The organism is Pseudorhodoferax sp., assembly GCF_047601025.1.
Lineage (GTDB): Bacteria > Pseudomonadota > Gammaproteobacteria > Burkholderiales > Burkholderiaceae_C > Pseudorhodoferax.
Map to the genome: position 1 here is coordinate 1,469,340 of NZ_JASGJZ010000001.1, position 15,127 is coordinate 1,484,466.

The 15,127-nt window shown below is 72.8% G+C and carries 11 protein-coding genes; 4 read left to right on the plus strand and 7 right to left on the minus strand.

Annotated features, from left to right (window positions below; translation table 11 throughout):
- Positions 1-23: 23 nt before the first annotated feature.
- Positions 24-4,268: an NB-ARC domain-containing protein gene (locus tag QM782_RS06895; protein ID WP_415202174.1), complete on the plus strand. Its 4,245-nt coding sequence runs from the start codon at positions 24-26 to the stop codon at positions 4,266-4,268.
- Between the two features lie 39 nt (positions 4,269-4,307).
- Here the strand turns inward: QM782_RS06895 and alr are convergent, their stop codons facing one another.
- Entirely contained in the window at positions 4,308-5,408 is a 1,101-nt protein-coding gene (gene alr, locus QM782_RS06900; protein ID WP_415202175.1) for an alanine racemase, read from the minus strand.
- A gap of 129 nt (positions 5,409-5,537) precedes the next feature.
- On the opposite strand from alr, the gene lplT reads away from it, so the two are divergent.
- A complete protein-coding gene (gene lplT, locus QM782_RS06905) occupies positions 5,538-6,821 on the plus strand; it encodes a lysophospholipid transporter LplT (protein WP_415202176.1) in 1,284 nt (427 codons plus the stop codon).
- Positions 6,822-6,833: 12 nt separating this feature from the next.
- Positions 6,834-7,322, plus strand: a complete 489-nt coding sequence (locus tag QM782_RS06910; RefSeq protein ID WP_415202177.1) for a glutathione peroxidase — start codon at positions 6,834-6,836, stop codon at positions 7,320-7,322.
- On the opposite strand, the gene glcF is transcribed toward QM782_RS06910, so the two are convergent.
- From glcF to QM782_RS06935, 5 genes are all read right to left on the minus strand, one after another.
- Positions 7,323-8,567, minus strand: a complete 1,245-nt coding sequence (gene glcF, locus QM782_RS06915) for a glycolate oxidase subunit GlcF (protein ID WP_415202178.1) — start codon at positions 8,565-8,567, stop codon at positions 7,323-7,325. It abuts the gene before it with no gap.
- Between the two features lie 102 nt (positions 8,568-8,669).
- Entirely contained in the window at positions 8,670-9,791 is a 1,122-nt protein-coding gene (gene glcE / locus QM782_RS06920) for a glycolate oxidase subunit GlcE (protein WP_415202179.1), read from the minus strand.
- Between the two features lie 119 nt (positions 9,792-9,910).
- Positions 9,911-11,317, minus strand: coding sequence for an ammonium transporter (locus QM782_RS06925; protein ID WP_415202180.1), 1,407 nt, complete (start codon positions 11,315-11,317; stop codon positions 9,911-9,913).
- A 31-nt stretch (positions 11,318-11,348) separates the two neighbouring features.
- The gene (glnK, locus tag QM782_RS06930; protein ID WP_415202181.1) at positions 11,349-11,687 is read right to left on the minus strand and encodes a P-II family nitrogen regulator; all 339 of its coding nucleotides are present in this window, start codon (positions 11,685-11,687) and stop codon (positions 11,349-11,351) included.
- Positions 11,688-11,711: 24 nt separating this feature from the next.
- Positions 11,712-12,449 carry a TorF family putative porin gene (locus QM782_RS06935; protein WP_415202182.1) on the minus strand — a complete coding sequence of 246 codons (738 nt, stop codon included), beginning with the start codon at positions 12,447-12,449 and terminating at the stop codon, positions 11,712-11,714.
- A gap of 207 nt (positions 12,450-12,656) precedes the next feature.
- Between QM782_RS06935 and QM782_RS06940 the strand changes: the two genes are divergently transcribed.
- Positions 12,657-14,183: a YifB family Mg chelatase-like AAA ATPase gene (locus QM782_RS06940; RefSeq protein WP_415202183.1), complete on the plus strand. Its 1,527-nt coding sequence runs from the start codon at positions 12,657-12,659 to the stop codon at positions 14,181-14,183.
- Between the two features lie 43 nt (positions 14,184-14,226).
- Here the strand turns inward: QM782_RS06940 and QM782_RS06945 are convergent, their stop codons facing one another.
- The gene (locus QM782_RS06945) at positions 14,227-15,018 is read right to left on the minus strand and encodes a PEP-CTERM/exosortase system-associated acyltransferase (RefSeq protein WP_415202184.1); all 792 of its coding nucleotides are present in this window, start codon (positions 15,016-15,018) and stop codon (positions 14,227-14,229) included.
- Positions 15,019-15,127: the final 109 nt, after the last annotated feature.

Genomic DNA, 15,127 nt, shown 5'->3' on the forward strand with positions numbered 1-15,127 from the left:
CGACGACAAGGAGCTTTCCCGCGATGACCGCACGCGATCTGGTGTTCTTCAGCTACCGGCACGACACCGAAGGCGAACGGTGGCTGGGGCTGATCCTGCGCTGGCTGGAGCCGTACGCCCTGGGCCGTGCGCTGGCGGCGTGGTCGGACCGCGACATCCGCACCGGCGACAAGTGGGACAGCCAGATCCAGGGCGCCATCGACCGCACCCAGGTGGCCGTGCTGCTGGTGAACCACAACTTCTTCGGCTCGCCGTACATCTGCGGTCGCGAACTGCCACGCCTGGTGGCCGCTGCGCACTCCGGTGAACTGACCCTGGTGCCGGTGCCGATCGGGCCCTGCGACGAGCGCCTGATCCAGCACCACGGCCTCGGCGCGTTCCAGTTCACGCACTCCCCGGCAGCGCCGCTGAGCCGCACGGTGGACGCGCAACGCGAGGATTCGCTGACCGAGGTCGCGATCAAGATCTACGACGCGCTCGGTGCGCCGCCGTTGGCAGCCGCAGCACCGGCCACGGCGCGGCGTGTCGCCGAGCCTCTGGCCCTGGCCGGCCTTGCCGCCGAGGCCATGAGAGGTGTCCTGTACGACGTGCCGCCGCTGGACCAGCGCAACCTGGTCGCCCGTGCCGAGGATCTCGCCACGCTGCGCGCGCGGCTGCTGCACGGCGATGCCGTGGCGCAGGGGCTGACGTCGGCGGCGGCCGGCGTCGGCCTGCATGGCATGGGCGGCATGGGCAAGAGCGTGTTGGCCCAGATGCTGTGCCACGACGATGCGGTACGCCAGGCGTTTCCGGACGGCATCGCCTGGGTGACGCTGGGCCAGCAGCCGGACCTGCTGGCCGCGCAGAACCAGCTGTTGCGCCGGCTGCAGCCCGGTGCCGCGCCGGCCGACCAGGTGCCCGTCGCGCAGCAGGCGCTGAAGGCCGCGCTGGCGCAGCGCCGTGTGCTGCTGGTGATCGACGACATCTGGGACGCCCGCCACTTCGGCGCCTTCGATGTCGTCGGGCCGCAGGGTCGCCTGCTGCTGACGACGCGCGACGCCGCCGTACTGGTACATGTCGGCGCGCAGGCGCATGCGCTGCAGCGCCTGCCCGACGCCGCCGCGCGCACGCTGCTGGCGCGCTGGACCGGCCAGCCCGTGGCCTCGCTTCCACCCGCGGCCGACACGGTGATCGAACAGACCGGCGGGCTGCCATTGGCGCTGGCCCTGGCCGGCGCGCAGGTGGCCAATGGCGTGTCGTGGACCACCCTGGCACAGCAGCTGGAACGGGGGCGGCTGCGTTTCCTGGACCATCATCCGTACGGCCGCGTCTACGAATCCATGGGGCGCAGCGTGGACAGCCTGCCTGCCGCCGAACGCGACCGCTATCTCGAACTGGCCGTGTTTCCCGAAGAAGTGGCCGTGCCGGCCGCCACCGTGCACCGGCTGTGGGCGATGGCGGGGCTGGAGCCGGCCGAGTCGGAGCGCCTGCTGGGCCGGCTGGCGCGCCGGGCGCTGCTGACCTTGCAGGGCGAGGGGGCCGCACAACGCGTGGCGCTGCACGATCTGCAGCAGGATTTCGTGCTGGCGCGGTGCGAAGACCTGAGCGCCCTGCACGGGCGCCTGCTGGACGCGCACCGCAGGGCCTGGGCCTTGCCGGCTGGGCCTGCCGGCTGGGCGCGCATGCCACCCGACGAGCCCTACCTCTGGCAGCAGCTGGCGGCCCACCTCGTCGCGGCAGGGCGGCGCAGCGAGTTGGAGGCCGCATGGCTGGACTTGGACTATCTGCAGGCCCGGCTGGCGTCGGCGACGCGCGGCATGCCGCCGCTCGCGGACGTGGCGGCGCTGGTCGCCGAAGGCGCGTTGGCCGCCAGGGACTCGGCCGCGCAGCACGTGGCCCGCACGCTCCAGCGTTCGAGCCACGTGCTGGCGGCCCAGCCGGAACAACTGGCGCTGCAGCTCTTCGGCCGGCTCGGCCGCTCGGAGGCGCCAGCGCTGCAGGCGCTGGCACGCCAGGGCCTGCTGGCCGAGGCGGCGAGTGGCCTGTTCCCCTCGCTGCCGGCGCTGCAGCCGCCAGGGGCGACGCTGGCCGTGCTGGTCGGCGATGCGAACGGTGCCCTCGCACTGCCCGATGGCCGCGCGCTGTCCTGGTCATACGACGGCACGCTGCGCCTGTGGGACCTGCAGCGCCCCGGCGAGCACCACACCCTGGCCGGCCACGCGGGCTGGGTCCGCGGCGCGCTGCTGCTGCCCGATGGCCGCGCGCTGTCCTGGTCGGACGACCGCACGCTGCGCCTGTGGGACCTGCAGCGCCCCGGCGAGCACCACACCCTGGCCGGCCACGCGGACGGGGTCCGCGGCGCGCTGCTGCTGCCCGATGGCCGCGCGCTGTCCTGGTCGGACGACCGCACGCTGCGCCTGTGGGACCTGCAGCGCCCCGGCGAGCACCACACCCTGGCCGGCCACGCGGGCAGAGTCCGCGGCGCGCTGCTGCTGCCCGATGGCCGCGCGCTGTCCTGGTCGCACGACCGCACGCTGCGCCTGTGGGACCTGCAGCGCCCCGGCGAGCACCACACCCTGGCCGGTCACGCGGACGGGGTCCGCGGCGCGCTGCTGCTGCCCGATGGCCGCGCGCTGTCCTGGTCGCACGACCGCACGCTGCGCCTGTGGAACCTGCAGCGCCCCGGCGAACACCAGATCCTGACCGGCCACGCGGGCAGGGTCGACGGCGCGCTGCTGCTGCCCGATGGCCGCGCGCTGTCCTGGTCGAACGACCGCACACTGCGCCTGTGGGACCTGCAGCGCCCCGGCGAGCACCACACCCTGGCCGGTCACGAGGACGGGGTCGGCGGCGCGCTGCTGCTGCCCGATGGCCGCGCGCTGTCCTGGTCGCACGACCGCACGCTGCGCCTGTGGGATCTGCAGCGCCCCGGCGAGCACCACACCCTGGCCGGCCACGCAGGCTTGGTCTTCGGCGCGCTGCTGCTGCCCGATGGCCGCGCGCTGTCCTGGTCGCACGACCGCACGCTGCGCCTGTGGGACCTGCAGCGCCCCGGCGAGCACCACACCCTGGCCGGCCACGCGGGCGGGGTCGACGGCGCGCTGCTGCTGCCCGATGGCCGCGCGCTGTCCTGGTCATACGACGGCACGCTGCGCCCGTGGGACCTGCAGCGCCCCGGCGAGCACCACACCCTGGCCGGCCACGCAGGCTTGGTCTTCGACGCGCTGCTGCTGCCCGATGGCCGCGCGCTGTCCTGGTCATACGACGGCACGCTGCGCCTGTGGGACCTGCAGCGCCCCGGCGAGCACCACACCCTGGCCGGCCACGAGGACTGGGTCAATGGCGCGCTGCTGCCCGATGGCCGCGCGCTATCCTGGTCGGACGACCGCACGCTGCGCCTGTGGAACCTGCAGCGCCCCGGCGAGCACCACACCCTGGCCGGCCACGCGGGCAGAGTCCGCGGCGCGCTGCTGCTGCCCGATGGCCGCGCGCTGTCCTGGTCGGACGACCGCACGCTGCGCCTGTGGGACCTGCAGCGCCCCGGCGAGCACCACACCCTGGCCGGCCACGCGGGCTGGGTCCGCGGCGCGCTGCTGTTGCCCGATGGCCGCGCGCTGTCCTGGTCGGACGACCGCACGCTGCGCCTGTGGAACCTGCAGCGCCCCGGCGAACACCAGATCCTGACCGGCCACGCGGGCAGGGTCGACGGCGCGCTGCTGCTGCCCGATGGCCGCGCGCTGTCCTGGTCGAACGACCGCACACTGCGCCTGTGGGACCTGCAGCGCCCCGGCGAGCACCACACCCTGGCCGGTCACGAGGACGGGGTCGGCGGCGCGCTGCTGCTGCCCGATGGCCGCGCGCTGTCCTGGTCGGACGACCGCACGCTGCGCCTGTGGGATCTGCAGCGCCCCGGCGAGCACCACACCCTGGCCGGCCACGCAGGCTTGGTCTTCGGCGCGCTGCTGCTGCCCGATGGCCGCGCGCTGTCCTGGTCGCACGACCGCACGCTGCGCCTGTGGGACCTGCAGCGCCCCGGCGAGCACCACACCCTGGCCGGCCACGAGGACGGGGTCGACGGCGCGCTGCTGCTGCCCGATGGCCGCGCGCTGTCCTGGTCGGACGACCGCACGCTGCGCCTGTGGGACCTGCGCAGTTGTACGGAGCTGTCGAGCTACTGGGCCGATGCCGCCCCCACTGCCGTCATCATCGACGCCACGGCCCGCCTCGCCTTCGTCGGCGACGCGCTGGGCTTCGTGCAGATCCTGCGCATCCAGCCGCCCGGCTCCTAGCGCAGGCCACCGCCCGCGCGTCCCGCGCGGCCCGGGGCGTCAGCCCTCGTCCACCCCCACCGGCACGCGCGGCGCCAGCGCGCACATCAGCTCGTAGCCCACGGTGCCCGCGGCCTCGGCCACCGCGTCGATCGGCAGCACCGCGCCGTTGCCGGCCCGGCCCCACAGCGTGACCGCGCTGCCGAAGCCGGCCTGCGGCACGGGCGTCAGGTCCACCGTCAGCATGTCCATGCTGACGCGGCCGACCAGCCGCGTGGGCACGCCGTCGACCAGCACCGGCGTGCCGGTGCCGCAGTGGCGCGGATAGCCGTCGGCATAGCCGCAGGCGACGACGCCGATGCGCATCGGCGCCTCGGCGACGAAGCGCGAGCCGTAGCCGACGCTGTCGCCGCGCTGCAGGTCCTGCACGCCGATCAGGCGCGAGGCCAGCGTCATGGCCGGCTGCAGCGCCCAGTGCGCGTTGTCGTGCTCGGGATGGTCGGGCGCGCCGCCGTACAGCGCGATGCCGGGGCGCACCCAGTCCGCGCACACGCCGGGCGCGCCGCCATGGCGCAGCAGCGCGGCGGTGTTGGCCAGGCTGCGCTCGCCCGGCAGGTCGCGCGTGGCGGCGTCGAACGCGGCCTGCTGCGCGGCGATGCCCCTGGGGCCGTCGGCGTCGCTGAAGTGCTGCATCAGCGCGATCTCGTCGACCTGCGGCAGCGCCGCCAGCCGCGCCCAGGCGGCGCGGTAGCGCGCGGGCGCGAAGCCCAGGCGGTTCATGCCGGTGTTCATCTTCAGGAACACGCGGTGGCCCTGCTGGGTCTTGTGCGCGGCCAGCCAGTCGATCTGCGCGTCGCAGTGCACGGCGTGCCACAGGTCCAGCCGCGAGCACAGCTCCAGGTCGCGCGGCTCGAACACGCCTTCGAGCAGCAGGATGGGGCCGCGCCAGCCGAGCGCGCGCACGCGCTCGGCCTCGGCCAGGTCCAGCAGCGCGAAGCCGTCGGCCGCGCGCAGCGGCTCGAACACGCGCTCGATGCCGTGGCCGTAGGCGTTGGCCTTGACGACGGCCCACACGCGCGCATCGCCGGCGGCGCGGCGCAGGCGCGCCAGGTTGCAGCGCAGCGCGCCATGGTGGATGGTGGCCTGAATGGGACGGGGCATCGGCGCGTCGCGGGTCGGGGAATCGTCGAATTCTCGCATTGGCCGCGTGATATAACCGCCGGCCGAAACGACGAGACAGCCCCCACACCTACCGATCGGACGCCCTGCCGATCGCCCCGACGACATGCGATGAAGCGCGGTTTCTACACCATCATGTCGGCCCAGTTCTTCTCGTCGCTGGCCGACAACGCGATGTTCATCGCCGCCATCGAACTGCTCCGCTCCGCCGGCGCCCCGGACTGGCAGCGTGCCGCGCTGGTGCCGATGTTCGCGCTGTTCTACGTGGTGCTGGCGCCCTTCGTCGGCGCGTTCGCGGACTCCATGCCCAAGGGCCGGGTGATGTTCGTCAGCAACGCGATCAAGGTGGTGGGCTGCCTGATGATGCTGTTCGGCAGCCATCCGCTGCTGTCCTACGGCATCGTGGGCCTGGGCGCGGCGGCCTACTCGCCGGCCAAGTACGGCATCCTGACGGAGCTGCTGCCGCCCTCGCAGCTGGTCAAGGCCAACGGCTGGATCGAGGGGCTGACGATCGGCTCCATCATCCTGGGCGTGCTGCTGGGCGGCCAGCTGGTGGGGCACACGGTGTCGGACTGGCTGCTGGCCTTCGACTTCCCCGGCATGGACACCGGCATCGACACGCCGGCCGAGGCGGCGATCGGCGTGCTGGTGTTCGTCTACGCGCTGGCGGCCTGGATCAACACGCGCATCCCGCACACCGGCGTGCCGATGCGGCCGATGCCGCGCAACCCGCTGGCGCTGCTGCCGGACTTCTGGCGCTGCAACGCGCGGCTGTGGCAGGACCGGCTGGGCCAGATCTCGCTGGCCACGACGACGCTGTTCTGGGGCGTCTCGGGCAACCTGCGCTACATCGTGCTGGCCTGGGCCGCGGTAGCGCTGGGCTACGGCACCACGCGGGCGTCCTCGCTGGTGGGGGTGGTGGCGATCGGCACCGCGGCCGGGGCGATCCTGGCCTCGCTGCGCATGAAGCTGGACATGGCCACGCGCGTGATGCCGCTGGGCGTGGCGATGGGCGTGCTGGTGGTGCTGATGAACTTCATCGACAACGTGTGGGTGGCCGCGCCGTTCCTGATCGCGCTGGGCGGGCTGGGCGGCTTCCTGGTGGTGCCGATGAACGCGCTGCTGCAGCACCGCGGCCACAACCTGATGGGCGCGGGACGCTCGATCGCGGTGCAGAACTTCAACGAGCAGGCCTGCATCCTGGGCCTGGGCGCGTTCTACAGCCTGTCCACCGGCCTGGGCCTGTCGGCCTACGGCGCGATCACGGTGTTCGGCGTGGTCGTGGCCGCCATGATGCTGGTGATCCAGTACTGGCACCGGCACAACTGCCGCGTGCACACGGACGAGGTGGAGCATCTGCTGGAGATCGCGCGCAACGACCACACGCACGTCTGAGCGGGGAGCCCGATGGCGAGCGCCTACGACTTCGACGCCCTGGACATCGCCGGCCGGCCGCTGCCGCTCGCGCGCTTGCGCGGGCAGGTGCTGCTGATCGTCAACACCGCCAGCGCCTGCGGCTTCACGCCGCAGTTCGCCGGGCTGCAGGAGCTGCACCGCCGCTACGGCGCGCGGGGGCTGGCGGTGCTGGGCTTTCCGTGCAACCAGTTCGCCGGGCAGGACCCGGGCAGCGATGCCGAGATCGGCGCGTTCTGCCAGCAGCGCTACGGCGTGGACTTCCCGATGATGGCGAAGATCGCGGTCAACGGCGCCGGCGCGCATCCGCTGTACCGCTGGCTGGTGCGCGAGGCGCCCGGCCTGCTGGGCACCCGGGCCGTCAAGTGGAACTTCACGAAGTTCCTGGTCGGCCGCGACGGGCAGGTGCTGCGGCGCTATGCGCCGCGGACCCGGCCGCAGGACCTGGCCGGCGACATCGAGGCGGCGCTGGCGACCGACTGATCAGGCCGCCGCCAGCGCTTCGTCCAGCACCTCGACCCAGTGCCGTACCGGCACGCCGGTGCCGCTCTGCAGGTGCGTGATGCAGCCGATGTTGGCCGACACGATGGCCTGCGGCGCCAGCGCATCCAGGTGGCCGAGCTTGCGGTCGCGCAGCTGCCGCGACAGGTCGGGCTGCAGCACCGAATAGGTGCCGGCCGAGCCGCAGCACAGGTGCGCCTCGGCGGCGGCCACGCGCACGTCGAAGCCGAGCGCGCCCAGGTGCTGCTCGACCACGCCGCGCAGCTTCTGCCCGTGCTGCAGCGTGCACGGCGGGTGGAAGGCCAGCACCCCGTCCGGCGCCTTGCCGGCCAGGCGTGGCGCCACGCCTTCGGCGATCTGCGGCAGCAGCTCGGCCAGGTCGCGCGCGAGCGCGCTGATGCGGCGCGCCTTGGCGGCGTAGGCCGGGTCGTGGCGCAGCGCGTGGCCGTAGTCCTTGACCATCAGGCTGCAGCCGGAGGCGTTGACGACGATGGCCTGCACCGCGCCGGCGCCCTCGACGTGGGGCCACCAGGCGTCGATGTTGGCGCGCATCTGGGCCATGCCGCCGTCCTGGTCGTCCAGGTGGAACTTGACGGCGCCGCAGCAGCCGCCACCGCCCGGCACGCGCAGCACGCCGATGCCGGCCGCGTCGAGCACGCGGGCCGTGGCGCGGTCGATGTTCGGCGCCATGGACGGCTGCACGCAGCCTTCGGGCATCAGCACGGTGCGCGCATGGTGGCGCGCCGGCGGCCAGTCGCCGGCCGGGCGCGGCGCCGGCACCTTGGCGCGCAGCGCCGCGGGCAGCAGGCCGCGCACGCGCTGGCCCAGCCGCATGGCCGGCGCGAACGCCGGCGAGGGCAGGCCTTCCTTCAGCGCCCAGCGCACGGCGCGCTCCTTCGGCGGGCGCGGCACCTTGGCGTCGACCAGCTTGCGGCCGATGTCGACCAGGTGGCCGTAGTCCACGCCGGAGGGGCAGGTGCTCTCGCAGTTGCGGCAGGTCAGGCAGCGGTCCAGGTGCTGCTGCGTGGCGCGCGTGGGCTCGGCGCCTTCGAGCACCTGCTTCATCAGGTAGATGCGCCCGCGCGGACCGTCGAGCTCGTCGCCCAGGAGCTGGTAGGTCGGGCAGGTCGCGGTGCAGAAGCCGCAGTGCACGCACTTGCGCAGGATGGCCTCGGCGGCGACGCCGTCGGGCGTGCCCTGGTATTCGGGGGAGAGCTGGGTCTGCATGGTGCTGGTGGGGTGGGGGCCCGGAGAGGAATGATCGCGCGGCCGGCCGGTGGCGCCATCTGGACAAACCCCTTGCGGGGCGGCGACCGCCCGGGGAGGACGCTACAGGTCGGGATACAGGCGGCCGCGGTTGAAGATGCCGGCCGGGTCGAACGCCTGCTTCAGCCCGCGGTGGATGCGCATCAGCACCGGCGGCAGCGCGTCGAACACGGCGGCGCGGGCGCCGCTGCGCTCGCCGGGCGCGGCCAGCATCAGCGTGGCGCTGCCGCCGGCGGCGTGGGCGGCCTGGCGCACCCGGGCGGCTTGGTCCGGCGCGGCCGCCAGCCAGCGCTGGCCGCCGTGCCACTCGACCAGCGGCGGCGCGCAGGGCAGGTCCAGCACCGGCGCGGTCTGCGGCACCGACAGGCGCCACAGGTCGCGCGCGTGGCCGATGTCGTCCCAGGGCATGCGCAGCGCGCGGCGCGCCTGCCAGAAGGCCGCGGCAGCGGCAGGCGCCAGCCGCTCGCCGCCGAGCCGGGCGCAGGCGGCGGCGACCGCCGCCACGGCGCCGCGCAGGCGCAGCGTCAGGCCTTCGCCCTCGCGCCAGCAGCTGGCGTTCAGCGGCAGCGGCTGGCCGCCCCAGGCGTTGAGCTGGCGCAGCGCCTGCTCCTGCGGCCAGTCGAAGCGCAGCGTGGCCTCGGCCGGCGCGGCCGGCAGCACCTTCAGGCTCATCTCGGCGACGATGCCCAGGATGCCCAGGCTGCCGGCCATCAGGCGCGAGACGTCGTAGCCGGCCACGTTCTTCATGACCTGGCCGCCGAAGGTCAGCCGCTCGCCGCGGCCGTTCAGCACGGTGACGCCGAGCACGAAGTCACGCACCGCGCCGCTGCTGGCCCGCGCCGGGCCCGACAGGCCGGCCGCCAGCATGCCGCCGCAGGTGGCGCGGCGGGCCTGCGTGCTGTCGCTGCCGGGCAGCAGGTGCGGCGGCTCGAACGGCAGGCACTGGCCGCGCTCGGCCAGCACGGCCTCCAGCTCGGCCAGCGGCGTGCCGCAGCGCACGGTCACGACCAGTTCGCTGGGTTCGTAGGCGACGATGCCGGCGTGGCCGGACACGTCCAGCACCTCGCCCTGCAGCGCCTGGCCGTAGCCGTCCTTGCTGCCGCCGCCGACGATGCGCAGCGGCGTGCCGGCGCTGGCGGCGGCACGCACGCGCTCGGCGATCTCCTCGAGGTCATCGTGGGTCATGCGGGCGATGGTAAGCCGGCCGGAAAAAAACCCGCGGGGCTTGCGCACCGCGGGCCAACCTCTTCAGGAGACTCGCTCGTCCCGGCGACAGCGGCCACGGCGGGCCGCTGCGCGCCGCGTCAACGGTTGTAGGCGGTCTCGCCGTGCGACGTGATGTCCAGGCCCTCGCGCTCTTCCTCTTCGGACACGCGCAGGCCCACGGTCAGGTCCGCGATCTTGTAGGAAACGAAGGCGACGACGGCCGACCAGACGATGGTGAACAGCACGCTCTTGACCTGGATCCAGACCTGCGCGCCCATCGAGAAGGTGTCGGGCGTCAGGCCGCCGGTGCCGCCCAGGCTCTGGGCCGCGAACACGCCGGTCAGGATGGCGCCCAGGATGCCGCCCACGCCGTGCACGCCGAACACGTCGAACGCGTCGTCGGCGCCGAGCATGCGCTTGAGCCCGCCCACGCCCCACAGGCAGACCAGGCCGGCCAGCAGGCCGAGCACGATGGAGCCCATCGGGCCGACGAAGCCGGCTGCCGGCGTCACCGCCACCAGGCCGGCGACGGCGCCCGAGGCCGCGCCCAGCATGGACGCCTTGCCCTTGTGCAGGCTCTCGCCCAGGATCCAGGACAGCGTGGCCGCGGCCGTGGCCAGCACCGTGTTGACGAAGGCCAGGCCGGCGGCGCCGTTGGCCGCGCCGGCGGAACCGGCGTTGAAGCCGAACCAGCCCACCCACAGCAGCGAGGCGCCGACCATGGTCAGCGTCAGCGAGTGCGGCGTGAAGGCCTCGCGGCCGTAGCCGATGCGCTTGCCCAGCACGTAGGCGCCGACCAGGCCGGCGATGCCGGCGTTGATGTGCACCACGGTGCCGCCGGCGAAGTCCAGCGCGCCGTCTTTGCCCAGCAGGCCGCCACCCCAGACGATGTGGGCCATCGGCACGTAGCTGAAGGTGAACCACAGCACCGAGAACACCAGCACGCCGGCGAACTTGATGCGCTCGGCGAAGGAGCCGACGATCAGTGCCACGGTGATGGCCGCGAAAGTGCCCTGGAAGGCGACGAACACGTATTCGGGGATCGTGGTCAGCGCGCCGAAGGTCTCGGTCGTGACGCCCTTCAGGAACAGCTTGTCGAAGCCGCCGTAGAAGCTGCCCTCGCCCGAGAACGCCAGGCTGTAGCCGTAGATGGCCCACAGGATGCTGATCAGCGAGAAGATCACGAAGACCTGCACCAGCACCGACAGCATGTTCTTGGAACGCGCCAGGCCGCCGTAGAACAGGGCCAGGCCGGGGATCGTCATCAGGATCACCAGCAGCGTGGAGGTCAGCATCCAGGCGGTGTCGCCGGAATCGACCTTGGGCGCCGGCGCCTCGGCCGCGGGGGCTTCGGCGGCGGGTGCCGCAGCCGGGGCGGCCGCGGCGGGCGCCTCGGCGGCAGGCGCCGCGGCGGGGGCCGGCTCGGCCGCCGGCTGGGCCAGGGCCAGGGTTCCGCCGACCCACATGCCCAGGCCGACGAGAAGGGACGCAAGTAATTTCTTCATTGCCGTTGTCTTGTTGGGGAGGGGAGGACGCTTACAGCGCGTCCTTGCCGGTTTCGCCGGTGCGGATGCGCACGACCTGCTCGACGTCGTACACGAAGATCTTGCCGTCGCCGATCTTGCCGGTCCGCGCCGCGGTCTCGATGGCTTCGATCACGCGCTCGACCAGGTCGTCGGCGACCGCGGCCTCGATCTTGACCTTGGGCAGGAAGTCGACCACGTACTCCGCGCCGCGGTACAGCTCGGTGTGGCCCTTCTGGCGCCCGAAGCCCTTGACCTCGGTCACCGTGATGCCCTGCACGCCGATGCCCGACAGGGCTTCGCGCACTTCGTCCAGTTTGAACGGCTTGATGACCGCCGTGACGAGTTTCATGGCTGGCTCCTCAGAAACAGAAAATCAAAACGCATACTTCAGGCCGACCACGACCATGGTCTTGCCCGCGAACTTGTCGTTGACGGTGCGGTAGTTGGCCCGGTTGGCGTCGGTGCCGACCAGCGCGGCCGAAGCCGACCAGCCGTTGCCCAGGTCCTTGCCCAGCGTCAGCGAGTAGTCGTAGTACGAGTAGTCGCCATCGACCTTGACCTTCTGGTAGCCGATGTGCGGCGTCAGCGACCAGCCGTTGCCCAGGTCGAACGCGGCGGACAGGTCCAGGTACCAGCTGTTCTTGCTGTTGTCGAAGCCGAACAGGTCGCTGATCGCGTGCGAGTACTTCAGCGTGAACAGGCTGTAGGTCACGGCGCCGTACAGCTCGGTGGTGTTGGGGCTGGATTCCAGGTCGTGGTTGAAGTACTGGTAGCGCAGGATGCCCACGTCGTAGCCGATGTCGCCGGCCGTGCCCTTGTAGCCGCCGTAGAAGTCGGTTTCCAGCGGCGCGTTGCCGCCGCCGTCCTTGACCCACTTGATCGTCGAGGCCCAGGCGCCCAGGTAGAAGCCGCTGGAATGCGCGAAGTCGATGCCGCCCTGCAGCGCGGCCTGCTGGCGCGACTGCGTCAGGCCGCGGTAGCGGTAGTCGGTCACGACGCCGGCGTTGTAGCTCAGGGTGTAGTCCGGGGCCGGCGTGGCGCTCTGGGCGAATGCCACGCCCGACAACGCCAGGCCGGCAGCGGCCAGGCTCTTCGAAATGCTCACGTTCATGGGTGCTTCTCCGATGTGAAATCGCGTACTGCCCACCTATTGCATGGAGCGTGCCAAGCAGTACCGGGCCAGCGCGCGCCGATTTGGATACGCTCGACGGCGCGCGTAACAAGCGGATACAAGGGTCCGGGGCACGCGTTTGGTGCACCAGGCCTGTGCAATCCCCAAGCCGGCCCGAAGCGCACCCGAATAGGGAGGAACGCAACGATGAGCCTGTCTTTGGTGCAAAGCCGTGCCCTGCTGGGGCTGGAGGCCGCCGCCGTCACGGTCGAGGTGCATCTGGCCAACGGCCTGCCCAGCTTCACGCTCGTGGGGCTGGCTCAGGTGGAGGTGAAGGAGGCGCGCGAGCGGGTGCGCTCGGCCATCCTGAACGCGGGGCTGGCTTTCCCGCACAACAAGCGCATCACGGTCAACCTGGCGCCGGCCGACCTGCCCAAGGATTCCGGCCGCTTCGACCTGCCGATCGCGCTGGGCATCCTGGCCGCCAGCGGCCAGGTCGACCCGGCCCGGCTGGCCGGGCACGAGTTCGCGGGTGAGCTGTCGCTGTCCGGCGAACTGCGCCCGGTGCACGGCGCGCTGGCCGTCAGCCTGGCGCTGCGGCAGCAGGGCGTGCGGACCACGCTGGTGCTGCCGCCCGGCAGCGCCGAGGAGGCCGCGCTGGTACCGGGCATGGACGTGGTGCGCGCCCGCCACCTGCTGGACGTGGTGGCCGCCCTGCAGCCGGACGGGGCGCCCGCGCCCGCCGACGAAGGCTGGGCCCGGCTGGCGCCGCAGCCGCCGGCACCGGCGGCCGCGCATGCCGACCTGGCCGACGTGAAGGGGCAGGCCGCCGCCAAGCGCGCGCTGGAGATCGCCGCCGCCGGCGGCCACAGCCTGCTGCTGATGGGCGCGCCGGGCTGCGGCAAGTCCATGCTGGCGCACCGCTTCGCCGGCCTGCTGCCGCCGATGCAGCCCGACGAGGCGCTGCAGAGCGCCGCCATCGCCAGCCTGGCCGGCAGCTTCACGCCCGCCCAGTGGATGCGGCGGCCCACGCGCAGCCCGCACCACACGGCCAGCGCGGTGGCGCTGGTCGGCGGCGGCTCGCCACCGCGGCCCGGCGAGATCTCGCTGGCGCACCACGGCGTGCTGTTCCTGGACGAGTTCGTGGAGTTTCCGCGCGCGGCGCTGGAAGCCCTGCGCGAGCCGCTGGAGACGGGCCGCGTGGCGATCGCGCGGGCCGCGCGCCGCGCCGAGTTCCCGGCCCGCTTCCTGCTGGTGGCCGCGATGAACCCCTGCCCCTGCGGCTACCACGGCGCCACGCACCAGGCCTGCCGCTGCACGCCGGAGCAGGTGGCGCGCTACCAGGCCCGGCTCAGCGGGCCCCTACTGGACCGCATCGACCTGCACCTGGAGATGGCCACGCTGTCATCCGGCGAACTGCTGGAGGCGCCGGCCGGCGAAAGCACGGCCAGCGTGCGCGCGCGCTGCACCGCCGCACGCGAGCGCGCACTGCAGCGCCAGGGCCGCAGCAACCAGGCGCTGGAAGGTCGGGAACTGGAGCGCCATGCGGCGCGCACGGACGAGGCCGGCCGCTTCCTGAACCAGGCCGCGGCCCGGCTCGGCTGGTCGGCGCGCAGCATCCACCGGGTGCTGCGGGTCGCGCGCACGATCGCGGACCTGGAGGGCAGCGAGCGGCTGGACGCCGCCCACGTGGCCGAGGCCGTGCAGTACCGCCGCGCGCTGCGCGGCGCCTGACTGAAAGTGAACGTAACTGGCACCCCGGCCGGGGTGCGGCCGTTCAGACCTGGACCGGATCGGCCGCCAGCGCCCGCGCGATCGCGTCGTGCAGCAGGTAGCTGGTCTCGATCTGCGCGTGCACCTCGTGCCAGATCGGGCGCACCATCGCACGCAGGCTGCCGTACAGCTCGGACACCCGCATCAGCGACGGGATGCGCTGGCCGCGGTGCTCGATCGGCGCGCCGATCTGCTCGATCTTGACGCCGCCGCGGCGGAAGTGCTGGGCCAGCCGGGGCTCGGTCAGCGTGAACAGGTATTCGATGCCGGCGCGCTGGGCCAGCGCCACGGCGCCGAAGTACAGGCTGACCGGGATGTTCGGGAAGCGCGCCACCGGGTGGCCCGCACTGTCCTTGTCCGACAGCGCGACCGCGCGGTTCAGCTCGCCGCGCCGGCGGCGGAACTCGCCCATCACGGCCAGGCGCGACACTTCGGCGACCTTCTCGCGCGGCAGCGCGGCGGGGTCGATGATGCTGCGGTCCAGCGTCGCGCGGCAGGCAACCTCGAACGGCAGCGGCCGGTTGCGGTCCTCCGGATCGGTCAGCACCAGGCGCGCGCAGCCCACCGGACGGACGTCGTCGTCGTTGGTACGCACGATGCAGTGCAGCGAATGCCGGTCGTAGCGGTCGGTCTCGCGCTGGCTGGCGCGCACCGGCTCGAAGCCCAGTTCGCGTGCATACACGTCGTGGCGCACGAAATGCACTTCATCCCTGGACTGGGGGTCCAGCGCAGGAGAAATGCGGAAAAATTCCCCAAAACGCTTGGAAGGCTCCGAGATCGGTTTGTTTTTCATCATTTCTGCCAATATGAGCGTTGCATGAACAGAAGAACAGGTGTAGGGGCATCTTAGGGGTTTTCGTAGGCCAAGGCCGATACAAAATGTCAGCAAGCGTGAAAAGTTCCCT

Bases quoted from the DNA above. Each gene is read 5' to 3' on its own strand.
- QM782_RS06945 (WP_415202184.1), bottom strand. From the start codon at position 15,018: ATGATGAAAAACAAACCGATCTCGGAGCCTTCCAAGCGTTTTGGGGAA.
- glnK (WP_415202181.1), bottom strand. From the start codon at position 11,687: ATGAAACTCGTCACGGCGGTCATCAAGCCGTTCAAACTGGACGAAGTG.
- glcE (WP_415202179.1), bottom strand. From the start codon at position 9,791: ATGACCCACGATGACCTCGAGGAGATCGCCGAGCGCGTGCGTGCCGCC.
- alr (WP_415202175.1), bottom strand. From the start codon at position 5,408: ATGCCCCGTCCCATTCAGGCCACCATCCACCATGGCGCGCTGCGCTGC.
- QM782_RS06940 (WP_415202183.1), top strand. From the start codon at position 12,657: ATGAGCCTGTCTTTGGTGCAAAGCCGTGCCCTGCTGGGGCTGGAGGCC.
- QM782_RS06910 (WP_415202177.1), top strand. From the start codon at position 6,834: ATGGCGAGCGCCTACGACTTCGACGCCCTGGACATCGCCGGCCGGCCG.
- glcF (WP_415202178.1), bottom strand. From the start codon at position 8,567: ATGCAGACCCAGCTCTCCCCCGAATACCAGGGCACGCCCGACGGCGTC.
- QM782_RS06935 (WP_415202182.1), bottom strand. From the start codon at position 12,449: ATGAACGTGAGCATTTCGAAGAGCCTGGCCGCTGCCGGCCTGGCGTTG.
- QM782_RS06925 (WP_415202180.1), bottom strand. From the start codon at position 11,317: ATGAAGAAATTACTTGCGTCCCTTCTCGTCGGCCTGGGCATGTGGGTC.
- QM782_RS06895 (WP_415202174.1), top strand. From the start codon at position 24: ATGACCGCACGCGATCTGGTGTTCTTCAGCTACCGGCACGACACCGAA.
- lplT (WP_415202176.1), top strand. From the start codon at position 5,538: ATGAAGCGCGGTTTCTACACCATCATGTCGGCCCAGTTCTTCTCGTCG.